The organism is Streptomyces sp. NPDC030296, assembly GCF_055572815.1.
Map to the genome: position 1 here is coordinate 107,796 of NZ_JBVICQ010000016.1, position 15,564 is coordinate 123,359.

12 protein-coding genes and 1 pseudogene are annotated in these 15,564 nt (G+C 70.0%); 3 read left to right on the forward strand and 10 right to left on the reverse strand.

What is annotated here, in order from left to right; genetic code table 11:
* Positions 1-35: 35 nt before the first annotated feature.
* The 9 genes from ACZ4Z3_RS35505 to hemL all read right to left on the reverse strand — a co-directional run bounded on the left by ACZ4Z3_RS35505 (position 36) and on the right by hemL (position 9,910).
* Positions 36-1,154 (reverse strand): CU044_5270 family protein, encoded by a 1,119-nt coding sequence (locus ACZ4Z3_RS35505; protein ID WP_468504911.1) that lies wholly within the window; start codon positions 1,152-1,154, stop codon positions 36-38.
* A complete protein-coding gene (locus ACZ4Z3_RS35510) occupies positions 1,151-1,780 on the reverse strand; it encodes an RNA polymerase sigma factor (RefSeq protein WP_468504912.1) in 630 nt (209 codons plus the stop codon). Before ACZ4Z3_RS35510 ends, ACZ4Z3_RS35505 begins: the two co-directional genes overlap by 4 nt.
* A 109-nt stretch (positions 1,781-1,889) precedes the next feature.
* The gene (gene ccsB, locus ACZ4Z3_RS35515; RefSeq protein ID WP_468504913.1) at positions 1,890-2,978 is read right to left on the reverse strand and encodes a c-type cytochrome biogenesis protein CcsB; all 1,089 of its coding nucleotides are present in this window, start codon (positions 2,976-2,978) and stop codon (positions 1,890-1,892) included.
* On the reverse strand, positions 2,975-4,690 hold the full coding sequence (gene resB / locus ACZ4Z3_RS35520; RefSeq protein ID WP_468504914.1) for a cytochrome c biogenesis protein ResB: 1,716 nt from the start codon (positions 4,688-4,690) through the stop codon (positions 2,975-2,977). The genes ccsB and resB overlap by 4 nt, the downstream gene beginning before the upstream one ends.
* A gap of 4 nt (positions 4,691-4,694) precedes the next feature.
* Complete coding sequence (locus tag ACZ4Z3_RS35525; protein WP_468504969.1) at positions 4,695-5,465, reverse strand: cytochrome c biogenesis CcdA family protein; 771 nt, start codon at positions 5,463-5,465, stop codon at positions 4,695-4,697.
* A gap of 28 nt (positions 5,466-5,493) precedes the next feature.
* Positions 5,494-6,096: a TlpA family protein disulfide reductase gene (locus ACZ4Z3_RS35530; protein ID WP_468504915.1), complete on the reverse strand. Its 603-nt coding sequence runs from the start codon at positions 6,094-6,096 to the stop codon at positions 5,494-5,496.
* Between the two features lie 76 nt (positions 6,097-6,172).
* Positions 6,173-7,447 carry a polysaccharide deacetylase family protein gene (locus ACZ4Z3_RS35535; protein WP_468504916.1) on the reverse strand — a complete coding sequence of 425 codons (1,275 nt, stop codon included), beginning with the start codon at positions 7,445-7,447 and terminating at the stop codon, positions 6,173-6,175.
* A gap of 472 nt (positions 7,448-7,919) precedes the next feature.
* Entirely contained in the window at positions 7,920-8,594 is a 675-nt protein-coding gene (locus ACZ4Z3_RS35540) for a histidine phosphatase family protein (RefSeq protein WP_055717429.1), read from the reverse strand.
* Positions 8,591-9,910 (reverse strand): glutamate-1-semialdehyde 2,1-aminomutase, encoded by a 1,320-nt coding sequence (gene hemL, locus ACZ4Z3_RS35545; RefSeq protein WP_468504917.1) that lies wholly within the window; start codon positions 9,908-9,910, stop codon positions 8,591-8,593. The genes ACZ4Z3_RS35540 and hemL overlap by 4 nt, the downstream gene beginning before the upstream one ends.
* A 1,357-nt stretch (positions 9,911-11,267) precedes the next feature.
* On the opposite strand from hemL, the gene ACZ4Z3_RS35550 reads away from it, so the two are divergent.
* Positions 11,268-11,705 (forward strand): hypothetical protein, encoded by a 438-nt coding sequence (locus ACZ4Z3_RS35550; RefSeq protein WP_003974483.1) that lies wholly within the window; start codon positions 11,268-11,270, stop codon positions 11,703-11,705.
* A gap of 117 nt (positions 11,706-11,822) precedes the next feature.
* Here ACZ4Z3_RS35550 and ACZ4Z3_RS35555 read toward each other — a convergent pair whose 3' ends face one another.
* Entirely contained in the window at positions 11,823-13,277 is a 1,455-nt protein-coding gene (locus tag ACZ4Z3_RS35555; RefSeq protein ID WP_468504918.1) for a glycoside hydrolase family 43 protein, read from the reverse strand.
* A gap of 503 nt (positions 13,278-13,780) precedes the next feature.
* Here ACZ4Z3_RS35555 and ACZ4Z3_RS35560 point away from each other — a divergent pair.
* Positions 13,781-14,503: pseudogene (locus ACZ4Z3_RS35560) on the forward strand (dienelactone hydrolase family protein).
* A 288-nt stretch (positions 14,504-14,791) separates the two neighbouring features.
* Positions 14,792-15,484, forward strand: coding sequence for a hypothetical protein (locus ACZ4Z3_RS35565; RefSeq protein WP_468504919.1), 693 nt, complete (start codon positions 14,792-14,794; stop codon positions 15,482-15,484).
* Positions 15,485-15,564 lie beyond the last annotated feature (80 nt).

Sequence of the window (15,564 nt, forward strand, 5' to 3'; positions counted from 1 at the left end):
AAAAGCACGCGCACCCCCGAGTCATTAAGCGCCCCTCACGGCCGCTCCCCCGCCCGGTCCACCACCCCCCGCTTCAGAATCGCCTCCGACGACACCACGTCCCCCACCCGCAGCGACTCGCACTCCTCGTCCAGCGCGTCGAGGTTGACCGAGTTGAACGCCAGGAACGCCGACGTCCGCTCGTCGAAGAGAAGTTCGTAGCGGGACCGGCCCTGCCCGAAGTCGTTGAAACGCCCCGCGATCCCGACGGACACGCCCGAGCGGCCCACCGTGTCCCGCGCCCGCTCGTACACGGTCAGCCCGGGGATCCGGGCCAGCGCCCGGTACAGCGCGACCTCCACCTTCGGCGGCAGCAACTGCCCGGCCAGCAGCTCGGCGCCCTTCTCGAACGCCTTCCGGTCGGCGCGCTTGTCGCCGGCCTTCGGCTCCTTGCCGGCCTTCGCCCCGTACAGGTACCGGTACATCCCCTCGACCTCGTCGGGCAGTTCGTCCTCGGCCTGCCGGTAGGAGGTGATGAAGCCCTTCGTGCGCGGCTGCACGGGAAGACGGCGCTTGACGATCTCCCCGAACTCCTCTTCACGGGCCAGCCCGACGTGCTTGCCGTCGACCGACCTCCAGAACTCCCGGGTCCCGAACGGATGCCCCTCCAGGGTGCTGGGGCAGTCGGAACCCATGAAGTCCTCGTCCATCTTCCAGTGGTAGTCCTCCTGCTTGATGTAGACGAACTGGTCGTCCTCGATCGCGGGCGGCTTCCGCTTCCCGACCGCCTCGGCGGCCCGCTCCAGCACCTCGGCGGCCCTCCGGTCGCTGAGGGAGCCGCCCCACTCGTTCCCCTTCTTGAGCACACTGGGCGCCGGGGGCTCGGCGATCACCGCGGAGCCGACGACCACGGCGACGGTCAGGGCGGCGGCCACGGCGGGCGCGGCGAAGGCGGGCCGCCGCCACAGTGGCCGTACGGCCACCGGACGCGACGTGTCCGCGCTCTCGGTACGGTTCTCGATCTCCCGCATCAGATGCTCCCTCAGGACACGGTGACGGCCCGGCGGCAACTCCCGCTCCACAGCGACCGGAACCTCGGGGGAAGCCGCCGTGTCCGGCGAGGGCGAGGCGTCCGGTGGGGACGGGATGTCGTGGGGGGACGGGTTCTCGTTCACTGGTTCCCCTCCTGGATGGGCCCGGCCACGGGTGTGCGGCCGCCTTGTGTCTGTCCGCGCCCGGCGGCGGGTTCCCCGGCGAGCGCCGCGGCGAGCTTCGCGCGGGCGCGGGAGAGCCGGGAGCGGACGGTGCCCACGGGGACGCCGAGCGCCTCGGCCGCGGCGGCGTAGTCGAGGCCGCCCCAGGCGCACAGCGCGAGCACCTCGCGCTCGGGCCGCCGCAGCCGGTCCACCGCCGTGCGCACCGCCCGCAGGTACGCCGTGTCGTCGAGCTTCCCGGCCACGTCGTCGGCGAAGTCCCGCACCGACTCGGGCCTCGGGAGCCGCGCCACGGCCGCGGCGTGCCGCCGCGCGGTGCGGCGGCTGTTGCGGGTCACGTTGGTGGCGATGCCGAGCAGCCACGGGCGCGGCGAACCGCCCTCCCGGTCCAGCCGGTCCCGCAGCCGCCACGCCTCCAGGAAGGTCAGCGACACGATGTCCTCGGCCGTCGACCAGTCCCCCGTCAGCCGGAAGGCATGGTTGTACACGGAACGCGCGTACGCGTCGAAGACCTCGCCGAAGGCCTCCGCGTCCCCGTCCCTGATCCGGGCGCGCAACGCGCTCCGGTCCCCCTGATTCGTCTCCACGTCCTCCCCCTGTCCGTACGCCGAAGGCCGGTTCCCGTGACCCACGTCACAGGAGACCGGCCTTCGGCGGATGAAGTTGTACGGGAGAGGCCGGCGAGGCCCCCTGCGGTCAGACGCCCGCGTAGGAGTGCTTGCCGCTGACGAAGATGTTGACGCCGTAGTAGTTGAACAGCCAGCAGGCGAAGGCGGCGAGCGCGATGTACGCGGCCTTGCGGCCCTTCCAGCCGGCGGTGGCGCGGGCGTGCAGGTAACCGGCGTAGGCGACCCAGGTGATGAACGACCAGGTCTCCTTGGGGTCCCAGCCCCAGTAGCGGCCCCACGCGTCGCCCGCCCAGATGGCGCCCGCGATGATCGTGAACGTCCACAGCGGGAAGACGGCGGCGTTGACGCGGTACGAGAACTTGTCGAGGGACGACGAGGCGGGCAGCCGCTCCATGACGGAGGTCGCGAACCGGCCCGGCCGGCCGCCGCTCGCCAGCTTGCTCTCGTAGGAGTCCTTGAACAGGTACAGGATCGTGCCGACCGCGCCCACGTAGAAGACGGCGCCGCAGAAGATCGCGGTGGAGACGTGGATGTACAGCCAGTACGAGTGGAGGGCGGGAACCAACTGGTCGCTGGCGGTGTACAAGACAGTGACGGCGAGACCGAGATCGAGGAGGACCGTGGTGATCAGCGGCAGGCCCAGCCAGCGCACGTTCTTCCTCAGCGCGAGCAGCACGAGGAACACCCCGACGGCCACGGTGGAGAAGGTGATGTTGAACTCGTACATGTTGCCCCACGGCGCCCGCTGCACCGACAGCGCCCGCGCGAGCACACCGGCGGCCTCGACGGCCCACGCCAGCACCGTGAGGGACACGGCGATACGGCCGTAGAGGTCGCCCTGCTCGTCCCCTCCGTGGGCGCCCGGCCCGTCCGGCACGTCCCGCGCGCCGGCGGCGGCCCGCACGACCACCTTCGGCCGCTCCAGCACGGAGGTGCCCCCGGCCGACTTCACGGTCACCGAGGGCGCGGCCGTCTTCTTCGCCGCCCCGTCCTGGGCGGTGAGCGCGGCGGCCGTCCGGCCCACCTTGCTGCGGCTGCCGAACAGCCATTCGGCGATGTACGCGAAGAAGGCCAGCGTGTACACGGCCATCGCGGAGTAGATCAGCGTGTTGCTGATGTTCGCGAGATTCTCGTTGGTCGCGGCGGCGAGAGTCACTTCTCAGCCCCTTCGGCAGTGACGACTGGGGGTTCGGAGTCGGGATCGGGGTCCGGGTCGGGGTCGACGTCCGGGTCGGGCGCGGTGGGAGCCTCGTCGTGGATCACCCCGGCCAGGTCGCCCAGCTCCTCCGGCACCTTCGCGGACTCGCTGCGGCCGAGGCCGGCCATCTCGACCACGGTCACCCCGTCGGGCCCGGCTACCGCGCGGACCCACACCCGGCGGCGCTGGATGAAGAGGGACCCGGCGAGACCGAGGATCGCGGTGATCGCGCCGCCGAGAGCCCAGCCGCTGCCGGGCTGCTGGGTCACCTGGAAGCCGGCCCACTCCTTGACCCCGTCGAACGTGATGGTGCCCGCCCCGTTCGGCAGGGTCATGGACTCGCCGATCTCCAGGTTCTCCCGCACCTGTGCGCCCTTGGCGTCGCGGAACGCCTTCAGCTTCGACTTGTCGAGCTGGTACACGCTCTGCGGGAGGCCCGCGTTGACCCTCAGGTCACCGTGGTACGGCGTCAGGTTGAGCCGCGGGTTCAGCAGCGCGGGGAACTGCGACACGACCGCCGAGTCCTTGCCGCCGTAGGTCGGGAGGAAGAACGCCTGGATACCGAGCTGGTCCCACTTGCCCTTGCCGTCGCGGTAGCCGTCCATCACCTTGATCGCGCCGGTGGAGGTGACGTTGGAGTCCAGCGGCAGCAGCGGCACCGCGTCCTCGAAGACGACCTTGCCCCGGCCGTCCTTGATGGTGATGACGGGCGCGTAGCCGTGGCTGACGAGGTAGACCTTGGAGTCGTCGATCTCCAGCGGCTTGTTGACCTCGATCCGGGTGGTCTTCTCCTTGCCGTCCGCGCCGACGGCGTAGACGACGTTCGCCTCGTAGATCCGGGGCGTGCCCTTGTTGGGTCCGGTGGCCTCGTAGGTGCCGCGGAAGTTCTTGAGGTCGAAGCTGAACGGGTTGAGGTCGTCGGCGGAGAAGAGGTTGCCGGACTTGAAGTCGTCGTACTGCGGCAGGACGTTGGAGAACCCGTCGCCCTCGACGATCAGCTTGTTGCCCTCGGACTTGTAGAGCTGGCCCCAGGCGAAGGCGATGAGCATCACGATCAGCGCCAGGTGGAAGGCGAGGTTGCCGGCCTCCCTGAGGTAGCCCTTCTCCGCGGCGACCGCGTCCCCGGCGACATGCGCGCGGAACCGGCGCCGCTTCAGCGCCTTCAGCGCGACCTCGCGGACCTGCTCCGGGCTGGCCTCGGTGCGCCAGGTCGCGTAGGCGGGCATGCGCGTCAGCCGCTTCGGCGCGCCCGGCGGGCGGCCGCGGAGCTGGCCGACGAACTGCCAGGTGCGGGGCACGATGCAGCCGATGAGCGAGACGAACAGCAGGATGTAGATCGCGGAGAACCACACCGAGCTGTAGACGTGGAACAGCCCGAGCTTCTCGTAGACCGGCCCCAGGGTGTCGTGCCGCTTCATGAAGTCGGCGACCCGGGTCTCGTCCTGCCCGCTCTGCGGGATCAGTGAGCCGGGGATCGCCGCGAGCGACAGCAGGAACAGCAACAGCAGCGCGACCCGCATGGAGGTCAGCTGCCGCCAGAACCAGCGGGCCCAGCCGATCACCCCGAGCTGGGGGACGTTGAGGGCGTCCTCCTGCGGGGCGGTGGACAGCCGCGAGCCGACGACGTCGAGTTCGCCGTCGTCGCGCTTGCCGGAGTCGGTCGTCGTCATTGGCTCAGATCCCAGGGGTGAAGCCGGTGGACCAGACCTGCATCTCCTGCACGATGCGGTCCCAGGCGCCGGTCAGCATGAGCACGCCGATGGTGATCATCATGCCGCCGCCGATGCGCAGCACCCACGCGTAGTGCCGCTTGACCCAGGCGAACGCGCCGAGCGCCTTGCGGAAGGCCACCGCGGCGAGCACGAAGGGCAGGCCCAGCCCCAGACAGTACGCCACCATCAGCAGCGCGCCGCGCACGGCGCTGCCCTCCTGCATCGCGAGGACGTTCACGGCGGCGAGGGTCGGGCCGATGCAGGGGACCCAACCTATGCCGAAGAGCGCGCCGAGGACCGGGGCGCCCACCAGTCCGGTGGCCGGCTTGGTGTGGAAGCGGAACTCGCGCTGGGTGAGCCAGGGCATCAGCCCCATGAAGAAGAGCCCCATGAAGATCATGAATCCGCCGAGCACCTTGGTCAGCACCTGCTGGTGCTCCAGGAGCGTCGTGCCGAAGTACCCGAACAGGGCCCCGCTGGAGACGAACACCGCGGTGAACCCGAGCACGAACAGCCCGGCCCCGGCCGCCATCCGCCCCTTGCGGGCGTCCGCGAGGTCGGTGCCGCCGACGCCGGTGACGTACGACAGATAGCCGGGGACGAGGGGCAGGACGCAGGGCGAGAAGAAGGAGACGAGACCGCCGAGCAGGGCGACCGGCAGTGCGAGCAGCAGGGCCCCGCTGGAGACGGTCTCGGTGAGGCTGGAGGCGTTGGTGGTGAGGGCGGTGTTCAGCACGGTCGCGGTCGTCGTTCCCGGCACGTCACTTCTCCGCGAGGACGGGCTTGATCATCTTGCGCAGCAGTTTCTCGGTGAGCGGCGTCTGGGCCCGCGCCGCGAGCCTGCCCTCCCGGTCGACGACGATCGTGGAGGGGATCAGCTGCGGGTTGAGGGTGCCCTTCTCGAACCGGAGCAGCAGCTTGCCCGTGGGGTCGTACAGGCTCGGGTAGGTGACCTTGAACTCTTCCTCGAAGGCCAGCGCGGGACGGGTGCTGGTGTCGCGGGTGTTGATGCCGACGAACTGCACGCCCTGACCGGCGAGGTCCTTGGAGACCTTGACGAAGTTGGCCGCCTCCGCGCGGCACGGCGGGCACCACGAGCCCCAGACGTTCAGGACGACGATCTTGCCCTTGTAGGCGGAGGCCACATCGAGTTCGCCCCCGTCGATGGTCCTGCCCGCGAGCTTGGGGGCGGTGTCCCGCTCCCCCTTCTTCACGGTCGCGATGCCGTCGGAGCCGGCCACGAAGCCGGTGCCGCCGCCACCGCCCTCGATGCCTCCGCCCGAACAGGCGGACAGCACCAGCGCCAGGGCGACGGCCCCGGCGGAGAGCAAAGCGGCACGACTGCGGCTCGTACGGACACTCATGTGAAAAGTTTCGCATGCCCGTTTCGTCGACCTGCGGCGGGGTCGAGCAGCCCGCCCGGTCGTGCGTCCGCCGAGGTCAGGCGGTCGAGCCCGCCTTCAGGAAGTCCTTCCAGCCGCCCGCCGGCTCCTGCCCGACCCCGAGGGTCCGGAGCTTGGCGAGGACCTCCGGCTTCTGCGCGTCCATCCAGTCGACGAACTGCCGGAAGGAGACGATCCGGATCTCCCCGTCCTTGGCCTTCTCCTTGGCCCGGGCGATGTGCTTGAGGGCCCCCTCGACGGCGTCCATGTAGACCCCGCCGTTCCACTCCTCGAAGTGGTTGCCTATGAACAGCGGCGCCCGGTTCGTCTCGTACGCCCGCTGGAATCCGGCCACGTACGCGCCGGTGGACTGGGTGCGGTAGGCCGGGTAGTTGGCGGGCGGGGCCTGGGTGGAGTTCTGGGACTGGTTGTACATGATGTTGTAGTCCATCGACAGGACCTCGAAGCTGCGGCCCGGGAACGGCACGGACTGCAACGGCAGGTCCCAGATGCCCTGCTTCTTGTGGGGCCAGACCTGGAGTCCGCCGGGCGAGGAGGAGTCGTAGCGCCAGCCCAGTTCGCGCGCGGTGGGCAGGAGGTTCTGCTGGCCGAGCAGACACGGGGTGCGTCCGCCGACCAGCTCCTTCTCGTAGTCGAAGGGCAGCGGGTCGAGGTCGGTCCAGCCGCTGTTCGTCTTCCACTCCGTCACGAACGACTTGGCCTGCTCTATCTCGCTGCGCCACTGCTTGGGGGTCCACTTGCCGACCGACCCGAAGCCGTCGCCGCAGAAGTGGCCGTTGAAGTGGGTGCCTATCTCGTGGCCGTCGAGCCACGCCGTCCGCAGGTGCTTCAGCGTCGACTTGATGTGCTCGTCGGTGAGGTAGCCGATGTCGGAGGCGCCGGGGGCGTTGTTCGGGGGGAGGTACTTGCGCTTCTTCGACTCGGGCAGGAGGTAGATCCCGGAGAGGAAGAACGTCATGTGGGCGTCGTGGTCCCGGCCCGCCTTCAGGAACCGCTCGAAGAGGCCGTTCCCGACGTCGCCGGCGCCGTCCCAGGAGAACACCACGAACTGCGGCGGGGTCTCGCCCGGCTCCAACGGCCGCGGCTTCTCCGGCTGGTGGGGCTGCTTGCCGGTACGGGCGGTGGAACCGTCCCCGATCGGCGTCACCTTCTTCTTCGGCTTCCCCTTGCCCTTGCCGCCACCCCCGGACCCCCCGGAACCGCCGGCCTCGCTGGGCTTGCCCCCGAGCCCCGTGCCACAGCCGGTCAGCCCCAGCCCGGCGGCGGCCCCCGCCCCGAGCCCGAGCACTCCCCTGCGCGATATGTGGCCCATTACGTCCCCCCTTTGTTCAGGTCACGCCCCGCTCGACGTGAAGCACACCGTTTTAGAGGTCAGGGGAATCGCCGGGGTTCCGCCGATCTTGCACATATTGCAGAGCCTTTGACCGAAAACGGTTGTATGCGCCCTCCGTACGCCACACACCGAAGCGCACGCCGGGGGCGCGCACGTAGGCACGACCCCCCGAGCAAGAGAGCACGCCTCATAGGACAGACGTACGGACCGCAGGGTTCCATTTGATCAAGACCAACGCGAAGCGGGTCGGTTGGGGGCGCAGGGAACCGCGCGCTTGTCAGGGACGCGAGGGCCGGCGGGTGCCATTGAGGCCGAGGGCAACCGCACGCTTCTAGGGGCGCGGGGAACTGCGCGACCAGCCACAACGGCCCCGCAGTCACCCACCGACCTCAGTCATCCACCCACCTCAGTCACCCGGCACCCCGAGGTCACCCGGCACCAAGCGGAGCGCTCACGCTCCGAAGGCCTTGTCCTTACCCTTCACCGGCTTCGCCCCCGCCAGCAGATGCGCCGGCACCAGATCCCGCGCCGGCTCGCTGTACCCCACCGACACGATCTTGTCGCCCTGGTACGTGAACGTCGTCAGCGAAGCCAGCGTGCACTGCCGCCGCCGCGGATCGTGCCACAGCCGCCGCCGCTCGACGTACGACCGGACGATCCAGATCGGCAGCTGGTGCGAGACGAGCACGGCCTCGTGCCCCCGCGCCGCGTCCTTCGCCGCGTCCAGCGCCCCCATCATCCGGACGACCTGGTCGACGTACGGCTCACCCCACGACGGCTTGAAGGGGTTCACCAGGTGCTTCCAGTTCTCCGGCCGCTTCAGCGCGCCGTCGCCGACCCCGAAGGTCTTGCCCTGGAAGACGTTGTCGGCCTCGATGAGCCGCGCGTCGGTCGCGAGGTCCAGCCCGTGCGCCTTGGCGATCGGCGTGGCCGTCTCCTGTGCCCGCTCCAGCGGCGACGCCACGACGTGGGTGACGTCACGGGTGGCGAGGTGCTCGGCGACCCGGTCGGCCATCCGGCGCCCGAGGTCGGAGAGGTGGTACCCGGCGAGCCGCCCGTAGAGGATCCCGTCCGGGTTGGCGACCTCGCCGTGCCGCATCAGGTGGACGACGGTGATGTCACTCATGCTGCTGTGGCCTCCGCTGCCGCTCGCGCCGCCGCCGGGAGGGCGTCGGCGATTCTCTGGACCGCCTGCTCGTCGTGTGCGGTGGACACGAACCACGACTCGAACGACGACGGCGGCAGATAGACGCCCTGCGACAGCATCGAGTGGAAGAAGGCGTTGAACCGGAAGGACTCCTGCGTCTTGGCGTCCTCGTAGTTCCGTACCGGGGTGTCCGTGAAGAACACGGAGAACATGTTGGAGGCGTTCTGCAGCGTGTGCGCGACGCCCTCCTTGGTGAGCGCCTCCGTGACGAGCCCCTGGATCCGCAGGGCCACCTCGTCGACGACGTCGTACGCGGCGTCGTCGAGCAGCCGCAGCTGGGCGAGCCCGGCGGCGGTGGCGACCGGGTTCCCGGAGAGCGTGCCGGCCTGGTACACGGGCCCGGCGGGCGCGAGGTACGCCATCACGTCGGCACGGCCGCCGAAGGCCGCCGCGGGGAAGCCGCCGCCCATGACCTTGCCGAAGGTCATCAGGTCGGGGACGACCCCGTCGATCCCGTACCAGCCGGCCCTGCTGGTGCGGAAGCCGGTCATGACCTCGTCGGAGATGTACAGGGCCCCGTTCTCGGCGCAGACGTCCTTGAGTCCCTGATTGAAGCCGGGCAACGGCGGTACGACGCCCATGTTGCCCGGGGACGCCTCGGTGATCACGCACGCGATCTCGCCGGGGTGGGCGACGAACGCGGCGCGCACGGCGTCGAGGTCGTTGTAGGGGAGGACGATCGTGTCGCCGGCCTGGGCGCCGGTGACGCCGGGGGTGTCCGGCAGCGCGAACGTGGCGACTCCCGACCCGGCGGCGGCCAGCAGCGAGTCGACGTGGCCGTGGTAGCAGCCGGCGAACTTGACCACCTTGGTACGGCCGGTGAAGCCGCGGGCGAGCCGGATCGCGGACATGGTGGCCTCGGTCCCGCTGGAGACGAGCCGCACCTGCTCCAGCGGCCCGACGCGGTCGACCATCTCCTCGGCGAGCGCGACCTCGCCCTCGCCGGGGGTGCCGAAGGAGGTACCGCGCGAGACGGCGTCCTGAACGGCGGCGATGACCTCGGGACGGGAGTGCCCGAGGATCATCGGCCCCCAGGAGCACACGAGGTCGACGTACTCACGGCCGTCGGCGTCGGTGAGGTAGGGACCGGTACCGGACACCATGAACCGGGGCGTACCGCCCACGGCGCGGAAGGCGCGCACGGGAGAGTTCACGCCGCCGGGCGTGACGGCCGCCGCGCGCTCGAAAAGAGTCTGCGAAACTGGGGCTTCGTACGGATAGCTCACACAGGCCATGGTGTCAGAGGCTCCGAAGATCCTGCCGACTGGTGTTTGCGCGCACGTTTCGGCGGGCGGTCGCGGGGGAGGTCACTGACACGATGATCGGGTTGCGCGGCGGGGATCACGTGGCCCAGAAATGCGTTCGGGTGGAGATATGCATCGCGGTGGCGGACTGGGCGACGGGACCGGTGACCTCGGCCCTCGTCGTGCCCGGCGGGGAAGGCACCGGCGCGACGCGGAGGAGACTGCGGAGACCCCACGACAGGAACGAGGCGGGTCCGGCGCGTCCGGCACCGCGTCGAGCGGTAGCGGTACGGGCGGACTGAGCGGACTGCTGGGCGGGCTGAGTGGGCTGGGTCGACCGGGCGGATCCGGTGGACCGAGCGGTTCGGCCGGGCAGGGTGGACCGAGCGGCTCGACCGGGTCGAGCACGCCGACCGGCACGGGCACGCCGTCGGACGGCCCCGGCGGTGTGATCGGACCCGGTGCACAGGACGGCCCGACTGGTCCTGATGGGCCGGGAGGTTCCGCCGTACCGAGTGGCCCCGACGCAGCCGCGGACACCGGATCCACCGGCCCCGCAGGACCGGCGAACGGACCCACGGGACCGACGGGCCCCCTGCGCGGTCTGGGGCCGCTGGGTTCCCTGGGAGCGCTGGGCTCCCGGAGGTTGCGCGGCGGACAAGGGTCGCAGGGATCGTCGCAGGGGTCACAGGGCCCGCAGCCGGCGTCGGACGGCGCCGCGCAGCCGCCGACGCCGTCGGCTCCCCCGTCACCGCACTCACCGCCATCACTCCCCTCACCTCCCACACCCCCCTCACCGTCGGCGCCCCAAGGGTCGCCGGGGTCACAGCCCCCGTACGGTCCGCACGGCCCGCAGGGCGTGTACGGTCCGCAGGGTGCGCACGGCACATACGAGACCCAGGACAGGGCGAACCCGGCCGACGGGTCCGTCGGCATGCCCGGGCTGGACGGAGCGGACGACCCGCAGCAGGAAGGTGCGCGGTTCTCGCGCCGCCGACGGGCCGCACGCCACGGTTCCGACCGCGTCGAGGACGGTTCCGACCGCACCGAGACCAGCCCTGACCAGCCGGAGAGCGATTCCGGCCGACTCGAGCGCGGCGGTGCCGACCGGATCCAGGGCGGTGGCCCTGAGCGGATCGGGCGGCGCAGCCGTATGGAGGGTATGGACCGTATGGATCGCGCCGAGCATGTGGATCGTGTCAATCGTGACGGAATGGATCAGACGGGCCAGACGGACCGGCCTGACGCCGTCGACCGTGAGAGCCGTGCGTCGCGCAGGCGCCGTACCGACCGCCTCGACCAGGTGGTCAACCGGCTCCACACGGCCGGGAGCAGGAATGGTGGTCGGGTGGGGGTGACGTACAAATACTTCGGCGCGCCCGACGGCGCGACCGCGGCCCGTGTCCCGATCTCGATGCGCCCCGAGGAACTCGGCGGCGACGAACTCGGTATGAACGGCATGTTCACCAAGATCAAGCCGGAGACGATGGCCGCGATGGTGCTGACCGGCATCGAGGGCGTCCCCCTGCACAAGGTCCCGCCGCTGGAGCTGGTCGTCCTGCACCCCGACTACGCGGTCGTGAAGCTGCCGATGACCGTCGTGGACCCGCTGCGCGGCATCGGCGAGGAAGCGGTCGGCGCGGCGGCCTTCATCTGGTCCACGGTCCCGGACCGCGGCGGCCCCCGCGACGCGTTCAACGTGTACCAACTGCTCCACGAATGGCAGGACTTCAGCCACCGCCTCCACGAGGCGGGGCACCAGCCGTACTGCCTGGTGTGGCCCTGAGCCGAAGCCGGACCGAGCAGGAGGAGGCCCTCACCGGTGGTTCCGGTGAGGGCCTCCTCCTGTCGGCTTGGACCGCCCCGGAGGCTTTCGCCCCCGGGGTCGGGTCTCATCCACGGGTCAGCTCGTCACCTTGAAGGTGGCGTCGCTGCGTGCCGTCGCGGTGGTGATCGGGTCGAGCTTCAGGTAATAGGCGTAGTGGCGGATGTACCGGTCCGGGTGGTTGTACGACTGGAACGACGACCAGGTCGGGTCGGCGAGCCCGGCCACCTTGTTGAAGGTGGCGTCGGCGGCGAACTGGGCGGTGCCGTCGTTGTAGGCGAGCTGGAAGTCGTAGTTGGAGTGCCGCAGGAAGTAGCCGGGCATGTTCACCGACTCGAAGGAGACGGTGCCGGTGCCGGTGAGGCCGGTGCGCAGGCGGAAGCGGGAGTCGTCGACGGGGCTGACGTTCGGGTCGATGCGGACGTCGAAGTTGGTGTGGCGTACGTAGCGGTCCTGGAAGTTGTAGGACTGCAGTCGCTGGCCGGCGGTGTTGGGCCAGCGGGCGAGTACGCGGCTTTCCTCGGCGGCGGTGAGGTTCATGATCCAGCCGTGGCGCTTCTTGGTGCCGCCCATGTTGTAGCTGGTCGAGGCGAGCCTTTGGTAGGCGGCGGGGTTGGATGGGTCGGTCGTGGTGACGGGCATGTAGCCGCCGTTGGTGGCGTACTGGTCGACGTAGAGGGCCCACTTGTTGGTGCCGTTGAACTTCATCCACATCGGGCCCTCGACCGTTGTGCTGCCGGCCGTGCCCTGAGTGCCGGTGAGGCCGATGCCGGTGAGGTCGCCGAGCCTGGTCCAGGTGCCGAGGATGGAGTTGCTGCCTTCGAGGGTGATCTGCCCGTCGCCGGAGGCCCGCACGTAGCGGTAGTTCCCGACACCGGCCGGGACCTCGATGATCTGGGTGTCGATGATCTCCTGGGTGCCGGGGCGGTCGATGTAGATCTGCGGGGTGGTGATGGTGCGGAAGTCGCTGGTGCGGGCGTAGAAGATGCGGTGCTTCGTGGCCCCGTTCTGGGGCACGTTCGTCGCCCAGTACAGGACGTAGTCGTTGGTGGCCGGGTCCCAGATCGCCTCCGGCGCCCACGCGTTGCGCCCGTCGGGGATCGCGCCGGCGACGTTCAGCAGCCATGGCTTCGACCAGGTGACCAGGTCGGTCGACTCCCACACCACGAGGTTGCGGCTGCCGTCGTTGATGGACTGGCTCCAGGTCTGTCCGCAGGCGATGCACAGGTCGGTCGCGATGATCCAGTACTTGCTGCCGTCGGGGGATCTCACCAGTGCGGGGTCGCGCACTCCCTTCGTACCGACCGTTGAGCGCAGGACCATGCCGCCGCCGTTGAGGTCGTTCCAGTGCACGCCGTCCGTGCTGTGCGAGAGGTACATCTGCTGGTTGGTCGCCCCCTCCCCGGTGAAGTGCACCATCAGGTAGCCCGCATCGGCGGCTGCTGCCCGCTGCGGCGTGGTCAGGGCTTGGGACGTGAAGAGCAGACAGGCGGCGACCAATATCGTCGCCAGTCGGGAGAGGAGTGGGCGCATGCGCGTTCCTGTCTTTGCTTGCGGGTGCGGGTTCGTCAGGTGCGCAGATCGACGACCGACGACTATTGTTCGATATTCAGAATGGCGTCTGAAAATTCGGCCAGACGCTATAGGCGCCGCAATAAGGTGTCAAGACGTCCGGAAAGAGAAAGCCGGTCACAATGACGACGAGAGGGACGGGGAGTGACGCGACGATCCGTCAAGCCAGGTCAGTACTTGTTCGACTAGCCGAACATCGTTCGGCATCTATTGACGCGCCTCGCGTTTCCATTCACACTCGCGCAGCGCGAGGTCAATAAGGGCCAGGCCTTTTCAGGGGATCGCGGTGAAAACCCTTTGGCGGCCCGCGGTGGCCGCTGTTACTTTTCCGGCAGGCCGTGCGAGAGGACGAGGAGGTGGTACCCGTGAGCGCTGTATCGACATGGGTGCTCCCCTCTGGGGTCACGGTCGGGCGGTAGGTCGTCCGGGAGCGCCGTTCTCGCGCACTCCCGAAAGGCACGACCATGCGTTTCACTTCCGAACTGCGCCTCGACGACGGTGTCCTCTAACGCGAGTTCCTCCTCGGCGAGATCCCCGGCACCCTGTGGACGCCCGAGTCCGCCGCGCCGGTCCCGCTGATCCTGACGGCCCACAACAACGGCCTGCCCAAGAGCGATGCCCGGCTGGTGGCCCGGGCGCGGAAATCCGCCGCGTACGGCCACGCGGTGGCCACCATCGACGCCGCCGGGTGCGGTGACCGGCCCCGTTCCGCCGCCGACGAGCAGGCCCGCGCCGACCTGCGGCGGGCGATGCGGGCCGGCGAGCCGGTCGACGAGATCTTCGAGTCCCTCGTCGGCCCGCTGGTCGAGAAGGCGGCCCCGGAGTGGCGGACCACCCTGGACGCGCTCCTCGCGCTGCCCGAGATCGGCGGCCCGGTCGGGTACTCGGGGTGGACGGCCCTCGGCATCCGGCTGGCCGTGACCGAGCCGCGCATCGCTGCGGCCTGCTGCTTCGCCGGGGGCTTCGTGCCCCGCGCCCAGCGCGAGGAGGCCCGCCGGGTCACTGTTCCGCTGCTGCTCCTGCTGCAGTGGGACGACGAGGGGAATCCCCGGCAGCGGGCCCTGGACCTGTTCGACGCCTTCGGCTCCGGGGAGAAGACGCTGCACGCCAACCTGGGCGGGCACACCGGCACCCCGTGGTTCGAACTCGACGACAGTAACCGCTTCTTCGCCCGTCACCTGAGGTGACGCCGGGCCCGCCCCGGCCGACGGCGAGCGGCTCGGCACGCCGTTCGCACCGGCGGTGGGGGCGGGCACCGCTGACGGCGGCGGCTGGGGCCGGCCGCCCGCCCGACGCCGCCGACGGCCACGACGGTGCCGGCCGCCCGCCCGGCGGCACTCCCGTTCCGTACCTCCGGGGGTGGCCTTTCGGGAGGTGCCCTTTCGGGTGGTGGCTGGAGAGACAATTTCGGCCAAGTTCCCCGGTTCGTAGGGTCGTTGGCGCAGCCAACAGCCACGTGTCACGGGGAGCCCCACATGTTCACTTCCACCACAGGTCGTCTGACGTCCGCCGCCGTCGCCACGGTGGCCGGTCTCGCCGTCCTCGCACCCGCCGCGCAGGCGGTGGAGCAGGGTCCGGCCGAGCCGTTGGCGCCGCGGCTGACCGTCGCCGGGTACACGAAGTACCTCAAGGCGCAGTCCACGCCGGAGGCGAGGAAGGCGCTGAAGAGGTTCCTGGCGCTCACCCGGGGGCAGCAGACCGTCTTCGTGAAGGACCTCCAGGACCGCCGGATCCACAAGGCGCTCCTCGGCAAGGTGGCGGCCCCGATCGGAAAGCCGGTCAGCATCACCGACCCGTACAACAAGGAGGTCCGGTTCGTCACCCAGGCGACCTCCAAGGTCGGCAAGGACAAGGACCGCACCACGACCGTCAGCTTCACCGTGACCCAGGAGATCTTCCGCATCCCGGTCACCAGCGAGACGCTCACGATCAGCTACCCGACCGCCGGGCAGGGGCCGAAGAAGATCACCGGCAAGGCCAGGGTCACCAACGTCAACGCGGCCATCGCCATCAAGGACAACCCCCGCGTCGTAGTCAAGGGCTCCGACGCGCAGACCCTCTGGGTCGCGATCCCGCAGGTGAAGTCCTTCGGCAAGCCCGTCCACAAGAAGCAGCACATCCAGCGCACCGCCCCCGGCTTCCGCGCCCAACTCACCGACCTGGGCTGACAGACACGGGACAGACGGCCGGCCGGGGGCCCGGCACCCCGGCCGGACCGATGGATGCGGCAGCCCTTGCTGTGGCGGTC

Bases quoted from the DNA above. Each gene is read 5' to 3' on its own strand.
- resB (WP_468504914.1), bottom strand. From the start codon at position 4,690: ATGACGACGACCGACTCCGGCAAGCGCGACGACGGCGAACTCGACGTC.
- ACZ4Z3_RS35530 (WP_468504915.1), bottom strand. From the start codon at position 6,096: ATGAGTGTCCGTACGAGCCGCAGTCGTGCCGCTTTGCTCTCCGCCGGG.
- ACZ4Z3_RS35535 (WP_468504916.1), bottom strand. From the start codon at position 7,447: ATGGGCCACATATCGCGCAGGGGAGTGCTCGGGCTCGGGGCGGGGGCC.
- ACZ4Z3_RS35540 (WP_055717429.1), bottom strand. From the start codon at position 8,594: ATGAGTGACATCACCGTCGTCCACCTGATGCGGCACGGCGAGGTCGCC.
- hemL (WP_468504917.1), bottom strand. From the start codon at position 9,910: ATGGCCTGTGTGAGCTATCCGTACGAAGCCCCAGTTTCGCAGACTCTT.
- ACZ4Z3_RS35555 (WP_468504918.1), bottom strand. From the start codon at position 13,277: ATGCGCCCACTCCTCTCCCGACTGGCGACGATATTGGTCGCCGCCTGT.
- ACZ4Z3_RS35565 (WP_468504919.1), top strand. From the start codon at position 14,792: ATGTTCACTTCCACCACAGGTCGTCTGACGTCCGCCGCCGTCGCCACG.